General features: G+C 47.3%; 22 protein-coding genes. 2 read left to right on the forward strand and 20 right to left on the reverse strand.

Annotated features, from left to right (window positions below):
* Window positions 1-259: 259 nt before the first annotated feature.
* Window positions 260-1,333: a M23 family metallopeptidase gene (locus tag TW77_RS20855; RefSeq protein WP_046006898.1), complete on the reverse strand. Its 1,074-nt coding sequence runs from the start codon at window positions 1,331-1,333 to the stop codon at window positions 260-262.
* 552 nt (window positions 1,334-1,885) lie between these two features.
* Between TW77_RS20855 and TW77_RS20860 the strand changes: the two genes are divergently transcribed.
* Window positions 1,886-2,245 (forward strand): hypothetical protein, encoded by a 360-nt coding sequence (locus tag TW77_RS20860; protein WP_156158725.1) that lies wholly within the window; start codon window positions 1,886-1,888, stop codon window positions 2,243-2,245.
* 239 nt (window positions 2,246-2,484) lie between these two features.
* Here the strand turns inward: TW77_RS20860 and rplQ are convergent, their stop codons facing one another.
* The 19 genes from rplQ to TW77_RS20950 form a co-directional block, all read right to left on the reverse strand.
* The gene (gene rplQ / locus TW77_RS20865; RefSeq protein WP_010386932.1) at window positions 2,485-2,886 is read right to left on the reverse strand and encodes a 50S ribosomal protein L17; all 402 of its coding nucleotides are present in this window, start codon (window positions 2,884-2,886) and stop codon (window positions 2,485-2,487) included.
* A gap of 39 nt (window positions 2,887-2,925) precedes the next feature.
* Window positions 2,926-3,912, reverse strand: coding sequence for a DNA-directed RNA polymerase subunit alpha (locus tag TW77_RS20870; RefSeq protein WP_010386933.1), 987 nt, complete (start codon window positions 3,910-3,912; stop codon window positions 2,926-2,928).
* A 24-nt stretch (window positions 3,913-3,936) separates the two neighbouring features.
* Complete coding sequence (gene rpsD / locus TW77_RS20875; RefSeq protein ID WP_046006900.1) at window positions 3,937-4,557, reverse strand: 30S ribosomal protein S4; 621 nt, start codon at window positions 4,555-4,557, stop codon at window positions 3,937-3,939.
* Window positions 4,558-4,579: 22 nt separating this feature from the next.
* Complete coding sequence (gene rpsK / locus TW77_RS20880) at window positions 4,580-4,966, reverse strand: 30S ribosomal protein S11 (RefSeq protein ID WP_010386935.1); 387 nt, start codon at window positions 4,964-4,966, stop codon at window positions 4,580-4,582.
* 13 nt (window positions 4,967-4,979) lie between these two features.
* Window positions 4,980-5,336 carry a 30S ribosomal protein S13 gene (rpsM, locus tag TW77_RS20885; protein WP_010386936.1) on the reverse strand — a complete coding sequence of 119 codons (357 nt, stop codon included), beginning with the start codon at window positions 5,334-5,336 and terminating at the stop codon, window positions 4,980-4,982.
* Between the two features lie 129 nt (window positions 5,337-5,465).
* On the reverse strand, window positions 5,466-5,579 hold the full coding sequence (gene rpmJ, locus TW77_RS20890) for a 50S ribosomal protein L36 (protein WP_002959476.1): 114 nt from the start codon (window positions 5,577-5,579) through the stop codon (window positions 5,466-5,468).
* A gap of 22 nt (window positions 5,580-5,601) precedes the next feature.
* Window positions 5,602-6,930, reverse strand: coding sequence for a preprotein translocase subunit SecY (secY, locus tag TW77_RS20895; RefSeq protein WP_046006901.1), 1,329 nt, complete (start codon window positions 6,928-6,930; stop codon window positions 5,602-5,604).
* 11 nt (window positions 6,931-6,941) lie between these two features.
* A complete protein-coding gene (gene rplO / locus TW77_RS20900) occupies window positions 6,942-7,376 on the reverse strand; it encodes a 50S ribosomal protein L15 (RefSeq protein WP_046006902.1) in 435 nt (144 codons plus the stop codon).
* 4 nt (window positions 7,377-7,380) lie between these two features.
* On the reverse strand, window positions 7,381-7,560 hold the full coding sequence (rpmD, locus tag TW77_RS24905) for a 50S ribosomal protein L30 (RefSeq protein ID WP_010378276.1): 180 nt from the start codon (window positions 7,558-7,560) through the stop codon (window positions 7,381-7,383).
* A gap of 6 nt (window positions 7,561-7,566) precedes the next feature.
* Window positions 7,567-8,073: a 30S ribosomal protein S5 gene (rpsE, locus tag TW77_RS20905; RefSeq protein WP_046006903.1), complete on the reverse strand. Its 507-nt coding sequence runs from the start codon at window positions 8,071-8,073 to the stop codon at window positions 7,567-7,569.
* 9 nt (window positions 8,074-8,082) lie between these two features.
* On the reverse strand, window positions 8,083-8,433 hold the full coding sequence (gene rplR, locus TW77_RS20910) for a 50S ribosomal protein L18 (RefSeq protein ID WP_046006904.1): 351 nt from the start codon (window positions 8,431-8,433) through the stop codon (window positions 8,083-8,085).
* A 9-nt stretch (window positions 8,434-8,442) separates the two neighbouring features.
* Entirely contained in the window at window positions 8,443-8,973 is a 531-nt protein-coding gene (gene rplF, locus TW77_RS20915) for a 50S ribosomal protein L6 (protein WP_046006905.1), read from the reverse strand.
* A 13-nt stretch (window positions 8,974-8,986) separates the two neighbouring features.
* Window positions 8,987-9,379 (reverse strand): 30S ribosomal protein S8, encoded by a 393-nt coding sequence (rpsH, locus tag TW77_RS20920; RefSeq protein WP_046006906.1) that lies wholly within the window; start codon window positions 9,377-9,379, stop codon window positions 8,987-8,989.
* A gap of 20 nt (window positions 9,380-9,399) precedes the next feature.
* Complete coding sequence (rpsN, locus tag TW77_RS20925; RefSeq protein ID WP_010386944.1) at window positions 9,400-9,705, reverse strand: 30S ribosomal protein S14; 306 nt, start codon at window positions 9,703-9,705, stop codon at window positions 9,400-9,402.
* 10 nt (window positions 9,706-9,715) lie between these two features.
* The gene (gene rplE, locus TW77_RS20930) at window positions 9,716-10,255 is read right to left on the reverse strand and encodes a 50S ribosomal protein L5 (protein WP_010386945.1); all 540 of its coding nucleotides are present in this window, start codon (window positions 10,253-10,255) and stop codon (window positions 9,716-9,718) included.
* Window positions 10,256-10,270: 15 nt separating this feature from the next.
* Window positions 10,271-10,585, reverse strand: a complete 315-nt coding sequence (rplX, locus tag TW77_RS20935) for a 50S ribosomal protein L24 (RefSeq protein ID WP_046006907.1) — start codon at window positions 10,583-10,585, stop codon at window positions 10,271-10,273.
* 10 nt (window positions 10,586-10,595) lie between these two features.
* Window positions 10,596-10,964 (reverse strand): 50S ribosomal protein L14, encoded by a 369-nt coding sequence (gene rplN / locus TW77_RS20940; protein WP_010386947.1) that lies wholly within the window; start codon window positions 10,962-10,964, stop codon window positions 10,596-10,598.
* A gap of 300 nt (window positions 10,965-11,264) precedes the next feature.
* A complete protein-coding gene (locus TW77_RS20945) occupies window positions 11,265-12,107 on the reverse strand; it encodes a polysaccharide deacetylase family protein (protein WP_046006908.1) in 843 nt (280 codons plus the stop codon).
* Between the two features lie 176 nt (window positions 12,108-12,283).
* Window positions 12,284-14,233 carry an AsmA family protein gene (locus TW77_RS20950; RefSeq protein WP_046006909.1) on the reverse strand — a complete coding sequence of 650 codons (1,950 nt, stop codon included), beginning with the start codon at window positions 14,231-14,233 and terminating at the stop codon, window positions 12,284-12,286.
* 211 nt (window positions 14,234-14,444) lie between these two features.
* Between TW77_RS20950 and TW77_RS20955 the strand changes: the two genes are divergently transcribed.
* A complete protein-coding gene (locus TW77_RS20955; RefSeq protein WP_046006910.1) occupies window positions 14,445-15,611 on the forward strand; it encodes a hypothetical protein in 1,167 nt (388 codons plus the stop codon).
* Window positions 15,612-15,835 lie beyond the last annotated feature (224 nt).

The following is a 15,835-nucleotide window of genomic DNA, read 5'->3' on the forward strand; positions in this document are numbered from 1 at the left end:
GCATTATAGGGAAATCGAAACCCAGCGCAACCCCTTTTTTGAAGAAAAGTGAGAAAAACAGTGCGCCCGGGCAAAATTAAAGCAAATCGCTCAAATTGAGTACAAAACTTGGCTTTTCATCACCTAAAAAGGAGCACAAACAAGAATATTGTGCTCCCTTCATACTTCGGCCTCTATGGTGACGAGCTGCTCACAGTGCAATTCGAAAACTTTATTTAGTCAGAAACGGGCCACACCTGCATGACTTCATTCTCTTGATTCAAGGATTATCCACTCTATTCCAGAAACACTTTCTTGAATTTGAGCGTGTATCCAGCATCCAGGTATAGCGACAGTTACTGTCATAGCTATATCGGCCTACATCGATTTTATAAGGACCAAAAGATATGTCTTGCAAGGACTGAAAGCGGCCATTGTAGAGTAATGAAAAGTGTAAATGTGGACCCGTTGATGATCCGCCCTGACACAAAGCAATATTTTTCTGGCTGGCATAAGTGCCTATACGCTGATCCTTGTTAACCCAGTCGCCATCACTCACAGTTATGCCATCCATATGATAGTAATTAGTCGCCCATCCATCCGGATGAGTCACCCTCAGCTGACAACGGGAAAAGACCGACACTTGCCCTTCATGAGCTGCAGTCACACTGTAAGTTTGTCCGCCCCAGCCCGGCCAGTCATAAGCTACATCGATTGACGACAATGGATAACCTGAACCCGTATGCGAATGAGGTCCGTTGGGTATCCAGTTATATCCAGCCCGCCAGGGCCATTGCATATCCGGTATAGCCGTTACAGCGCGTTCAGGAGACTTGATGGGTTTACCAAACCAGCTGACATAGCGACTCTGCCACTTCGTTACCTGATCTTTATCATTGAGTGAAGAGGCAATCGCATAGGACGCCGCACTCATTCCCTGCACATTTTGAGAATGAAAATGATAAAACAACTGAGATAGCTGATTGGCTATCGACTTTACTTCCTGCTGGTAAATACTGAGTGATGATACTGACACTTCGCTCGCTGGCGACCAGTTGTGAGACATAGCTAACGTCGTCAGTATGATCCGTGGGTCGACACCAAATGCAGCACTCCAGTGCAAAAGCGCTTCTTCTAAAGGCTGCCAATGAGCGTTTGCAGAAAAATAATCGGACATCTGAAACGGATACGTTATAGGACGATAGACAAAATGATCATCCTTTAGCCAAGTCAGCGTCTGCTTATCAGAAATATTACTCGCATCATATTTGCCAATATCAATATCCGGCATTAATGAATGGGAAAAGCCGTTGAAGCTCATAGACAGAGCCAGCAAACTTAGTAGTGTTCTCATTATTCCTTCCTTCTGAACTGAATAGCCGATAAAACCGGTTCAGCAACTCATAAACAGAGCCAGGTTTTTAGCCGAAGCTCCGTGGTGCGAAATAATGCGACTCTAAGGCAGTGTCTCAAAGAGGATTCGTCAAAACAGCCAGTCACACCCAAGCGTAAACAGCTACCAGTAATCTATCAGCGTACGTTAACCACTGCTAAAGTAAAAATAGTGTATATATTGTTAAAAATAAACATCCAACTTTATTAGTGGAGGAACATAACTACATAGGTGGTTAAGTGTCAGCTAAGCCTTAGTGGGCGGAAGTTCACAAGCCAGTATGACACCTCTGAAACATGGGGCGCAAGTTGCCACTCTTCAACTTCTGTAACACCGGCTTTATTTTCGATATTTCATCTTCGGGCTGATATATCCCCATACAATTCACGCACTCTTGGGCTGAATAGCGCCGCAACGCCTTCAACAATGAGGAAAATAATAAAAAGGTCAGGCTTAGCTGTATTAGCGGTACTTTCAACAACCGCATCTGCCTCTGAAGAAACTCAAAGCCCTTTGGCATTATCTGCAACGGTTGGTTACATCATGGGCGGTAACACAATAGGCACACTCAACTATAAAGATGATAGCAGCGACAGCATTCAGGCCGGGGATGGCTTCATCCTGAGTGGTGCTTTAAATTATACACTCAATCAACAGTTTGATATTCGCTTTAATGGCGCACATCACTTCGATTCTGCGAACGCAAAAAATGGTGATGTGACCTTTAGCCGCTTTGCGCTCGAAACAATCCCTACTACAAAAGCAATGAGCAGTTTAAATTCGGGCTGGGCGCAGGCTTGGATATGGTCGTTGAACTTGATAATGGCTTTGCTGATGACGCTGAATTCGATAATGCAGGTACACTCTTCGTGACATTCGAAAGTTTCAATAGCAGCCTGGAGCTTAGATACTGCGTCGTAGAGTATGAACTGTCAAAATCCACTGGTTCTAGCTATGGCAACACCCCCAAAATGGATGGTAACTACCTAGGTTTGTTGTGCCACTGGAATTTGTAATAGGTAAATAACGGTAACTATTCAGGAAGATACCTATCCTGTAGATGTAGAAAAGCCGGGCATTGCCCGGCTTTTCTGTGTCTTAACTAGTAAGACTTACTCTGCAGACTGCGCGTCTTCTTGAACTTCTTCAGTCGCAACTGGGCGATCTAGTAGTTCAATGTAAGCCATTGGCGCATTGTCACCTGCACGGAAGCCACACTTCAGAATACGAGTGTAACCACCTGGACGATCCGCGAAACGAGGACCGATCTCAGAGAACAATTTACCAACTACTTCTTTATCACGCGTGCGAGCAAACGCTAAACGACGGTTTGCTACGCTGTCAGTCTTAGCCAGTGTGATTAAAGGTTCAATTACACGGCGCAACTCTTTCGCTTTAGGCAAAGTTGTTTTGATGATTTCGTGCTTCACCAAAGAACCAGCCATGTTGCTGAACATCGCTTTGCGATGGCTGCTGTTACGGTTTAATTGACGACCACTCTTACGATGGCGCATGACCCTATCCTTCTAACTAAACTAATATAGTAACTTAGATTACTCAGCCAGACTTGCAGGTGGCCAGTTTTCCAGGCGCATGCCCAGAGAAAGACCACGTGAAGCTAGCACGTCTTTAATTTCAGTCAGAGACTTCTTACCAAGGTTTGGTGTTTTCAGAAGCTCAACTTCAGTACGCTGTACTAAGTCACCGATATATTGAATTTGCTCGGCTTTCAGACAGTTCGCAGAACGTACAGTTAGCTCTAAGTCATCGACTGGACGAAGCAGAATAGGATCGAACTCTGGCTTCTCTTCTTTTTCTTCCGGCTCAGAAACATCACGTAAGTCTACGAATGCTTCTAGCTGCTCAGCAAGAATAGTAGACGCACGACGGATCGCTTCTTCAGGATCCAAAGTGCCGTTCGTTTCCATATCGATGATTAGTTTGTCTAAGTCTGTGCGTTGCTCAACACGAGCTGACTCAACCGAGTACGCAATACGCTCAACCGGGCTGAATGATGCATCAAGCAGCAAACGGCCGATTGGACGCTCATCGTCATCAGAGGATAAACGACTAGACGCCGGTACATAACCGCGACCACGCTCAACGCGAATGCGCATGCTGATCTCACTATTGTCAGCCGTAAGGTGACAGATCACATGCTCAGGGTTGGCAATAGTCACGTCTCCGTCGTGCTGGATATCAGCCGCAGTCACAGGGCCTACACCAGACTTAGTCAGGGTAAGGAAAACTTCATCTTTACCTTCTAGAGATACTGCCAGACCTTTGAGGTTCAACAGAATTTCAATGATGTCTTCTTGTACGCCTTCTTTCGCGCTGTACTCGTGCAATACACCGTCAATTTCAACTTCTGTCACAGCACAACCAGGCATAGATGAAAGAAGTATACGACGTAGAGCATTGCCTAGTGTGTGGCCGAAACCACGCTCTAGAGGCTCTAAAACTACTTTAGAACGCGTTGAGCTTACAGCGTCGATATCGACTAATCTTGGTTTTAGGAATTCGGTTACAGAACCCTGCATTTTATCCTCTCTTAACTCTTAACTTTACTTCGAGTAAAGTTCGACGATTAGTTGTTCGTTAATGTCCGCAGACAGATCAGAACGCTCTGGTAGGCGCTTGAAAGTACCTTCCATTTTTGAACCGTCAACTTCAATCCAAGTTGGCTTTTCGCGTTGCTCAGCCAACTCTAGAGCAGCGATGATACGCGCTTGCTTTTTAGACTTCTCGCGAATTACTACCACGTCTTCTGGAGTAACTACGAAAGAAGGGATATTAACAACACGACCATTAACCATAATCGCTTTGTGGCTTACTAGCTGACGCGCTTCAGCACGTGTGCTTGCAAAACCCATGCGATATACAACATTGTCCAGACGTTGCTCTAGAAGCTGAAGCAGGTTTTCACCTGTGTTGCCTTTAAGGCGAGCAGCTTCTTTGTAGTAGTTACGGAATTGCTTTTCAAGTACACCGTAGATACGACGAACTTTTTGCTTTTCACGTAGCTGTAGACCGTAGTCAGATAGACGACCTTTACGTGCGCCGTGCTGACCAGGTGCTGTTTCTAGTTTACACTTAGAGTCAATAGCTCTTACGCCGCTTTTAAGGAACAGGTCAGTACCTTCACGACGACTCAGCTTGAGCTTAGGGCCCAAATATCTTGCCATGTTCTTTCTCCTAACCTATTAATTATACGCGACGTTTCTTCGGTGGACGACAACCATTATGTGGGATTGGCGTCACGTCAGTGATGTTTGTGATACGGAAACCAGCAGCATTCAATGCACGAACAGCAGACTCACGGCCTGGACCTGGACCTTTGATGAACACTTCTAGGTTCTTAAGACCGTACTCTTGAGCAGCAGTACCTGCACGCTCCGCAGCAACCTGTGCAGCGAAAGGAGTAGACTTACGAGAACCACGGAAACCTGAACCACCTGCAGTCGCCCAAGAAAGAGCATTGCCTTGACGGTCAGTGATGGTCACAATCGTGTTGTTGAAAGATGCATGAACGTGAGCCATGCCGTCAACAACCTGCTTTTTGACCTTTTTACGACGAATTGGTGCTTTTGCCATAACTTACCCCACCTTATTTCTTGATAGGCTTGCGAGGACCCTTACGAGTACGCGCGTTAGTCTTAGTACGCTGACCACGTAGTGGAAGCGAACGACGGTGACGTAAGCCACGGAAACAACCAAGGTCCATAAGACGCTTGATGTTTAGTGTAACTTCACGACGAAGATCACCTTCAACAGTGTACTTGCCAACTTCTTCACGAAGGATGTCAAGAGTTTCGTCGTTTAAATCGCCGATTTTAGTAGTTTCAGCGATACCTGTCGCAGCTAAGATAGCCTTAGCGCGAGTTTTACCTACACCATAGATGCTTGTTAAACCGATAACAGCATGCTTATGATCAGGAACGTTAATGCCTGCGATACGGGCCACTAACATATCTCCTATAAATAAACCTGATTATCATCTTGCTGGAAAGCCCGTATAGGATACCCAACCGACATTCAGGTTTTACCAATGAAACAGGCTAAGTAAATTACTTAGCCTGCACGACTAGATTTCTTAGCCTTGCCTTTGCTTGTGCTTAGGCTCACTGCAGATCACGCGTACCACACCGGCACGTTTGATAACTTTACAGTTACGGCAGATTTTCTTAACGGAAGCACGTACTTTCATTACTCAACTCCGTAAACAGACCTTAGCGGCCGTAGCCTTTAAGGTTCGCTTTTTTCAGCACAGAATCATACTGATGAGACATCAGATGGGTCTGTACTTGTGCCATAAAGTCCATGATAACCACAACGATAATCAAGATTGATGTACCGCCGAAGTAGAACGGCGTTTGCCACGCCATGGTCATAAACTCGGGCACCAGACAGATAAAGGTAATATACAACGCACCGGCCAAAGTCAGGCGTGTCATTACTTTATCAATGTATTTAGATGTCTGCTCACCTGGGCGAATGCCTGGAATAAATGCGCCAGATTTCTTCAGGTTGTCTGCTGTCTCACGCGGGTTAAATACCAACGCAGTGTAGAAGAAGCAGAAGAAGATAATCGCTGCTGCAAGTACCATCGCATACAGAGGCTGACCAGGAGTCAACACTGCAGAGACGGCTTGTAAGAAGTCAGCAACTGGACCTTCACCTTGACCGAACCAGCTTGCAATTGTACCAGGGAACAAAATGATGCTGCTAGCAAAGATTGGTGGAATAACACCCGCCATGTTTACTTTCAATGGTAAATGCGTGCTCTGCGCTGCGAAAACCTGACGGCCTTGCTGACGTTTTGCGTAGTTAACAACGATACGACGTTGACCACGCTCAAAGAACACTACCAAATAAGTTACAGCGAATACGATTACCGCAATCACAACCAAAGCTAATACGTTCAGATCACCTTGACGCGCCATTTCTGCTGTCGAACCGATTGCAGACGGCAGGTTAGCTACAATACCAACAAAAATCAGAACCGAGATACCGTTACCAATACCGCGCTCTGTGATTTGTTCGCCCAGCCACATCAGGAACATAGTACCGGTTACTAAGCTCACCACAGCGGTGAAGTAGAAACCGAAACCAGGATTCACAACCAACCCATCCATCATATTAGGAAGGTTAGTCGCAATACCGATAGACTGGAATGTAGCAAGCACAAGCGTACCATAACGCGTGTACTGACTGATCTTCTTACGACCTTGCTCACCTTCTTTCTTAAGCTCTATCATCGCAGGATGTATGTGCGTTAATAGCTGCATAATAATTGAAGCTGAGATATAGGGCATAATACCCAGCGCGAGTACCGAGGCACGCTCAAGCGCACCACCGCTGAACATGTTGAACATTTCAACAATGGTGCCCTTTTGTTGCTCGAAGAATTCGGCAAGTACGGCGGCATCAATCCCAGGGATCGGCACGAACGAACCTAAACGGTAAATAATGATAGCACCCAATACAAACAGTAGTCGGCGCTTCAGTTCCGCTAGCCCACTCTGTGCGCTTTGCATATCTTGACCTGGTTTAGCCATAGTGTACTTCCTTAGTCTTCTACCTTGCCTCCGGCAGCTTCGATAGCTTCGCGAGCACCTTTAGACACTTTAATGCCTTTAACGGTAACTGCGCGTGAAACTTCGCCAGATTTAACAACTTTTACGAACTGGATGTTCTTTTTAACGATACCAGCTGCTTGTAACGCGTTTACGTCTACCACATCGCCTTCAACTTTAGCGATTTCGTATAGGTTAACTTCTGTAGATACTAGTGATTTACGAGAAGTGAAACCGAACTTAGGCAGACGACGTTGCATAGGCATTTGACCGCCTTCGAAACCAACGCGTACTTTACCGCCTGAGCGTGATTTTTGACCTTTGTGACCACGACCACCAGTCTTACCAAGACCAGAGCCGATACCACGGCCAACACGCTTACCAGCTGTCTTTGCACCAGCAGCAGGTGAAAGTGTATTCAAATGCATCGAATTAACCCTCTACCTTAACCATGTAAGAAACTTGGTTGATCATACCGCGAACTGCTGGCGTATCTTCTAGCTCAACAGTGTGGTTGATACGACGTAAACCAAGGCCACGTAATGTAGCTTTATGCTTCGGTAAACGACCGATTGAGCTACGTACTTGAGTTACTTTTACTGTGTTTGCCATGGTGTCTTACCCCAAAATTTCGTCAACGCTAAGACCACGTTTAGCAGCAATGCCTTCTGGAGAATTCATGTTCTCTAGAGCGGCAACTGTTGCACGAACGATGTTGATCGGGTTAGTAGAACCGTATGCTTTTGAAAGTACGTTCTGCACACCAGCAACTTCTAGTACTGCACGCATCGCACCACCGGCGATGATACCTGTACCTTCTGATGCAGGCTGCATGTATACTTTAGAACCAGCATGGCGACCCTTGATAGGGTGCTGCAAAGTATGACCGTTAAGGTCTACTGAGATCATGTTACGACGTGCTTTTTCCATTGCTTTTTGAATAGCAGCTGGAACTTCACGTGCTTTACCGTAACCGAAACCTACTTTACCTGCGCCGTCACCAACTACAGTCAGTGCTGTGAAGCTAAAGATACGACCACCTTTAACTACTTTAGACACACGGTTTACCGCGATTAGCTTTTCAGCCAATTCAGGCTGTTGTGCTTTTGCTTCTACGTTAGCCATTGTCTACTCCTAGAATTGCAGACCGGCTTCACGCGCTGCATCAGCAAGCGCCTTCACACGGCCGTGATATTTAAAGCCACTGCGATCAAAAGCGATTTTTTCAACGCCTTTGTCAGCTACGCGCTCAGCGATTGCTTTACCAACTGCTTGAGCCGCTTCGATGTTGCCTGTGCCTTTAACTGTTTCAGCAATTGCTTTTTCAACAGTAGAAGCAGCAGCCAGCACAGTACCCTCAGCGTTGATCACTTGAGCGTAAATGTGACGTGGCGTGCGGTGGATAACAAGGCGAGTTGTGCCCTGTTCGATAATATTTCTACGAGTGCGCTTAGCACGACGTAGACGAGCTGTTTTCTTATCCATCGTCTTACCTTACTTCTTCTTAGCCTCTTTACGACGCACGTATTCGTCAGCATAACGTACACCTTTACCTTTATAAGGCTCTGGCTCACGGTATGAACGAATGTTCGCAGCAGTTTGACCAACAAGCTGCTTGTCTGCGCCCTTAACAACAATTTCAGTCTGGCTTGGAGCTTCGATAGTGATACCCTCAGGGATCTCGAAGTTCACTGGGTGAGAGAAGCCAAGAGTTAAGTCTAATACTTTACCCTTAACTGCCGCACGGTAACCAACACCTACTAGTTGTAGTTTCTTCTCAAAACCTTCGTTAGCACCGATGATCATGTTATTGATCAACGCACGTGCAGTACCTGCTTGAGCCCAAGCATTAGCAACTTCACGTGGAGCTGTAGTGATAACGTTGTCGTTAAGTGAAACTTCAACCGCAGCATTGATAGTGCGCGTTAATTCACCGTTTTTGCCTTTAACTTTGATGTCCTGGCCGTTAACTGTAACTTCAACACCGGCAGGAACAGTAATAGGAGCCTTCGCTATACGAGACATAGTTCCCCTCCGATTAAGCTACAAAGCCAATGATTTCACCACCAACACCAGCGTTACGCGCAGCGCGGTCTGTCATCAGGCCTTTAGAAGTTGATACGATAGCGATACCTAGACCACCCATTACCTTAGGTAATTCGTCACGTTTCTTATAGATACGTAGACCAGGGCGGCTAACACGCTGGATGTTTTCGATAACAGCTTTGCCTTCGAAGTACTTAAGTTCGATAGTCAATTCTGCTTTAACGTCACCAGATACTGCGAAGTCACCGATGTAACCTTCGTCTTTTAGTACCTTAGCAATAGCTACTTTCAGCTTTGAAGTTGGCATAGTTACAGATACCTTCTTCGCAGTCTGACCGTTACGGATGCGTGTAAACAAATCCGCAATTGGATCTTGCAAGCTCATGTCTTACTCCCGTGATTCTATTACCAACTAGCCTTTTTAAGGCCAGGAATTTCACCGCGCATAGCAGCTTCGCGTACTTTGATACGGCTCATGCCGAACTTGCGAAGGTAACCATGTGGGCGGCCCGTGATGTTACAACGATTACGTTGACGTGAAGGGCTAGAATCGCGTGGTAAAGACTGTAGCTTTAACACTGCATCCCAACGCTCATCATCAGATGCGTTAACATCGCTGATGATAGCTTTTAACGCAGCACGCTTTTCAGCATACTGAGCAACTAATTTAGCACGTTTTACGTCACGTGCTTTCATTGAATTCTTTGCCATAACCCTACCCTTACTTTTTGAATGGGAAGTTGAACGCTTCTAACAACGCACGGCCTTCGTCATCTGTTTTCGCAGAAGTAGTGATTGTGATGTCCATACCGCGAACACGGTCGACTTTATCATAATCGATTTCTGGGAAGATGATTTGCTCACGTACGCCCATAGAATAGTTACCGCGACCGTCAAAAGACTTTGCGCTAACACCGCGGAAGTCACGAATACGTGGCATCGCGATAGAGACTAAACGCTCTAGGAAATCCCACATACGCTCGCCGCGTAGGGTTACTTTACAGCCAATTGGGTAACCTTCACGGATCTTAAAGCCAGCAACAGATTTGCGTGCTTTAGTTACCAGAGGCTTCTGACCAGAGATAGCTTCTAGGTCTGCTACTGCATTCTCTAGAATCTTCTTGTCAGCTAGGGCTTCGCCCACACCCATGTTTAGTGTGATCTTTTCGATCTGAGGGACTTGCATGACAGAGCTGTAACCGAACTTTTCAAAAAGTTCTTTTACTACTTTGTCTTTGTACACTTCATGCAGTTTCGCCATCGTCTACTCCAACTATTAGATAGTTTTACCAGTAGACTTGAAGAAACGGACTTTTTTACCGTCTTCAAATCTAAAACCTACACGATCAGCTTTGCCAGTTTCGGCATTGAAGATCGCGACATTAGATACGTCGATAGACGCTTCTTTCTCAACAATGCCGCCAGCTTGCTGTAGTTGTGGTACAGGCTTCTGGTGCTTTTTGATGATATTGATGCCATCGACAAATACTCGACCAGTATCAGTTACAACTGAAAGCACTTTACCGCGCTTACCTTTGTCTTTACCGGCTAGTACGATTACTTCGTCATCACGACGGATTTTTGCTGCCATGATCGACTCCTTATAGTACTTCTGGTGCTAGTGAAACGATCTTCATGAACTTTTCGTTACGTAGTTCACGAGTCACAGGGCCGAAGATACGAGTTCCGATCGGCTGTAGGCTATCGTTAAGGATAACAGCAGCATTACTGTCGAAACGGATCAAAGAACCGTCTGGACGACGAACGCCTTTTTTGGTGCGCACAACTACTGCGTTTTTAACATCACCTTTCTTCACTTTACCGCGAGGAATTGCTTCTTTAACAGAAACTTTAATGATGTCGCCAACCGCTGCGTAGCGACGGTGCGAACCACCTAAGACTTTAATACACTGCACTTTGCGAGCGCCGCTGTTATCAGCAACGTCCAGCTGAGTTTGCATTTGGATCATCTTGATGAGCTCCGGTGTAATTACAACTCGCCTAGATTTTGTTTAAAACCCAAGCATTTAGATTAATTTCCACTCAAATTACGAACGTGTCGTGCTTCAAGGGCGGGCAATTGTAACAGCAAAGCAGCGCTAAAGATAGTTCAATTTTTAATTAATTTGACCGGGCTGCTGCGCCGAACTTGCATTAAAACAGGGATATGGGGACAAACTAAACGTTCACAAGTCGGACAGACAAACTAATTATGCAAATGTGGTGCAAAGACCAGGATGATAACTGCCTATCAGCGAACAAAAAACAGGCTATTCGGGCTGTTTGCGGTGCATTTTTATGTAGTGAGACACTTTATCGACGGTTTCCAGCCAAAAGCCATTTTTTGGCTCTTTTAGATAATGAATTAATTGTGACAGTACCTCGGCATCGACACTGTAAAGGCCATTTTCGCCCACATCGTGACCTGCCAGGATGATCCATTTGTTGTCTTCACGAAGCGCTTCTATCATTGTTTTTAACTCCTCAAAGCGCATACCATCCATACGTATTCCGGTCAGCTGAGCAAAATCAAGGTAGGTCGGGTTATTCGCCGTTTCATCGAGCCAGGTGCGCCCGGAGCTGAAATGTTTGGCTATCAGAGGCACATAGCTTTTCACCTGAACGCCGCGACCCACAAAGGTATTACCGCAAGGATAGGCAAAACTTTGCGCAGTCACACCCAACTGGGTTTTCAAAAACCGGCTGGTTTTAAGAATGTCCTGTTCCAGCCAGTCTAGGTCAACCTGCTCCAGTCCTTTGCCCTGCGCTCTCAGCCAGGCGAAGTTGCCTGTACACAGATGAGACTGAGTATGATTGCCCAGTTCATGTCCCGCTGCCACCACTTTGCGCCAGTCGTTTAGTCGCTCGCGCACAGGATCTGGCATCACATAGAAAGTGCCCCTGACACCGTGTTTATTCAAAATAGGCACTGCCACATCCAGCTGACTGACTCGGGCATCATCAAACGTCAGGCTCACCGCATTGCGAGCCCCATGAGGGTAATGGAAAATGTCGCCCGGCTGTTTGTCTGGGTTACTGTGCGTGTCAGCATGAACCAAAGGCAGGGCCAGAGTGCAGCTTAGCAGGGTAAGCAGTGTGAAGATTTTTGTCATGGGTTACTCCGGGAAAAGGTATAAGAAGGTCTGATTCAGGTGCTCAGTGTGGCTAAGTCTAAAGAATGACGCCACTTAAGGTTTTCTGAACAAAGCTTATGACGGGCTTAGCACTTTGAGTTTAATGAAGAAAAAACCGGGCCAGGCGGCCCGGTCAGAGATCGATAAATGCCGCTTTATCCGCCAAAGAACCCTTTCAGTTTGTCTTTTAGCTTATCTTTAACGGCATCTTTGGCTTTGTCTTTCGCCGCGCCACTCAGGTCCAGCTTAGTTTCCACCTTGTGGAACGGACCCTTAATTCTGACCGGCACTTTAAAGCCGGTGCTATCATCCTGGCTTTGCTGGCCTTCTATGGTATCTACGATTCCGGTCACAACCCGATAATTCACATAAGTTTTGGGTAGGTCGACTTCTCCTTCTCCGGTAATACGGATCAACGGACTTGCCAAATTCAGGTCGCGGTTGCGGCCAACGCCGTTAAGAAACTGAAAGCTGCCAGTCAGTGCAGAGAAGTCCGTTTTCTGGTTTGGATCAAAGTCGGCATTCAGCCCTTCAGAAACAGAAGAAAAGTCGCCTTTTAGCATTTCTTTGCCTTTGCGCACCATTTCGGCCAGGTTGGCGCCTTTGACACCGCCATCTTTAAACTCAAACGCCAACTCCCCGGCCAGCGCCGAGACAAACTGTTTCTGGCTGACGCCTCGGGTTTCCAGATCCCAGTTCAGACTGCCTTTGCCCAACACCTTATCGAAACCAATGGCATCGGTCAGCAGCGGCTCGGCATTGATGCGGTTGAGTGCAAAGTTGGTGGTAATTTGATACGGCTTAGCCGCAGCGTTGACATGAACCACCCCTTTGCCATTGCCCTCATAGGCCGCAAATTTGTCCATCGACAGCTTAGCCTTGCCTTTGTTCAGCGCCACGGAAAACTGGTTCTCGCCCAATTTAATCTCTCTGGCGCGCAGGCCACTGGAACGGATCACGACGCTGGCGTCGAGCATATTGAGTGCCGATAAATCAATTTCGCTGTCATCCCAGACGATCGGCTGCGGTTCACCCGGTGCACTCTCTGGCTGCTTCGGTGCCTCCACAGGCTCTGGCAAATAAGGGTTAAGGTCCAGCATACCCAGGTCCACGTTGGCATCGACGTGCAAGCGTTCACCCAGTTTAATCTCACTACGGCCCTGGATATCGAGCTTATCCAGTTTGGCCGTTAATGACTGCAATGCAAATACGTCATTGGCAAAACGCATTTCGCCGGCCACTTCAAACTGATTAAAGGCCTCGGGTTTGGCCTTAAGATCGACCTTTTGCCATTGTGCAATGTCTTTTACTGAATCGCCGGACAGCTTCAGTGCGCCGCTAAAGACTTGGCCCTGCTGCGCAATCAGACCATCAAAGGTCATATTAACCAGGCGTGATTCCAGCGTCTGTGAAAAACTAAAGTCTTTGCTTTCTATGGCCTTAGCTGGCGTATCAACGGCCATTTTGAGGGCAAAGGTTTCCCCCTGAAAGGTCACCTTGCCATCCAGCTCCAGCGCCTTATACAAAGAAGGCAGCGTTATAGTCAGTGCCAAGTCGGAAACTGTATGACGCGCCCCTGAGGTGGCATCTGCATAGATCAGCTCACCGCCATAAATGGCCACCTCACCCAGTGCAATGTCAAAGCCCTGTGGCAATGACACCGGGCCCGATGCAGGCGTGGCTTGCTCTGAAGGCTGTTCTGGCGCTGCGCCCTTACCCAATGCCAACACCCAGTTGGCCTGGCCTGCGGCATTTTTCTCCAGCAGAATTTTCGGGTTGCGGATCACAAACTGTTCCAACTGAAACTCGCCGGAAAACAGCGACACCCAGGGAATATGCACGGCCAGCTGGTCCATGGTCAGCATATGTGGCTGACTACCGCCCGGCATATTTTCAAAGCGCACATCATTAAGGGTAATATTCAGGCGCGGCAGAATACTGAGCTCACTGTCGCCTGCGATTTGCAACTTGCGCCCGGTATTCGCCTCAACCTGCTGCTCCAGCTGCGCAATGATGGTCGAAGTCGGGATCAGCATTGGCGCCACCACAACAGTAATCACCAGTAACAGCACCAGAGCACCGACCAGTTTGAGTACGCGTTTCATAACTCTTCCTTTATAAATCATCTATGACTCATTCTATGATAGCGATTTGGTTGATAAATTCACCTTCAGCCCGGAAGATTTTTCAATCCGCCCTATCTCGCATTGCACTTGCGGGAGATCCCGGTATGATCCACGCCCTTGTCAGTTTTGCCGACCTTTCGCTAAACTGAATAGTCTGAATTTAACCCTCTAGTTGGAGAACCGCTGCGACATGAAGAAGCTGCTCATTTCACCGTCGAATATGGCTTTGGGCGAACAAGAAAGTCAGATCTACCAGAACATCCTGAAACAGGCGACCGAGATCAGCCTTAACCTGATGGCCGTCAAGGTCGAAAATCATCCGGAAGACTTTCTGGGGTGGTGCTATGAGTTACTGGACGTAGCCAAAAACCGCATTAATTTTGAACTGCTTGACGACCACCAGTTGCCTATCGTGAAGAAACTTCAGGATATGCTGATCAGTGCCATCAGCTTTTTGCAGCTAAAAACCTTACGTATTGCACCCTGGCCGGTGATCTGCGAATTCATTCGTCAACGTGAGACCGAGCTGGCACTAGACGAGCAGCTTAAGCTGGTTGATTACCTGGCCCCACTGCGCGCCACGCCATTACAGGACATGATCAGCGAAGATCGCCTGGCATTCAGTGGCAAACATGCCGCCAGCCTGGATACGGGTGTATATCAGTTCGACGTCGAGTGGTTTGCCTCAACCAAAAGCGCCAAAGGGTTCCACCAGTTACTCGCCGACTTACCAGGTGAGTTCGATACGGCACTGGCTCATATCCCACTGGAAGGTGAGGTAACAGCGCAGCATTACCAGGAGTTTGTCGTGGCTTACCTGATGGCATTCAGTCACAGCGATGAAAAACCCACTCTGGCGCCCGCCACTCGCCTGCTGGCGATGCGCCGCCCGGATGTGTTTACGCCGCTGGTCAACAGTAAGCTGGATCCCCTGTGTCAGGCATTGGGCATTGCGAAACTGACTAACCGGGACTTTGAGCGTTACTGGCAGGATGTGGTGGTCGCCATCAACAAGATGCCCTGGTTTGCAACGGGCAGCGCCGCTGACGAGCTTGAAACCAGGCTGAGTGCCATTAAAGCTTTACTGCCGTGCTTCTTCTATTATGCAGACAAAGACACGCCGCAAAGCTCTAACTATTACAAATTGCTTAATAAACCAAAGCGGACCACAAGCAGTGGCGGGACCAAAACCACGCGTCGCAGCAAAGAGTCGGCAGAAACTCTGGTTGACCGCGCCTTGAGTGATGAGAGCATCCCGGAGCATATCCGTGCCAAGCGTGACTCTATCATCGCTGAAGTCGAGAAAGGCCGCAGTGTCGATGAGACCATTTCACTGATGCGCGCCATCTTCGGTTAATCGCTCAGAGACGATTATCAGGCAGTCAACGATACTGCCTGATAATTGTGCAATCTCAGCTATCTATGCACCAGCGACGTGCATACTCGCCCCCACTTCAAGCTACTCCCCAACACCTAGAAGCCTAAATATATTAATAAAAATCAAACCATTAAAATTTAAAAGCGCATTTTTTTAAGGCTGGCTTAGCCATTGCAACCTCGTGCACGACAACAACTTTGTGC

Origin of the sequence: Pseudoalteromonas rubra (genome assembly GCF_000967655.1) — a bacterium.
GTDB classification, from domain to species: Bacteria; Pseudomonadota; Gammaproteobacteria; order Enterobacterales; family Alteromonadaceae; genus Pseudoalteromonas; species Pseudoalteromonas rubra_A.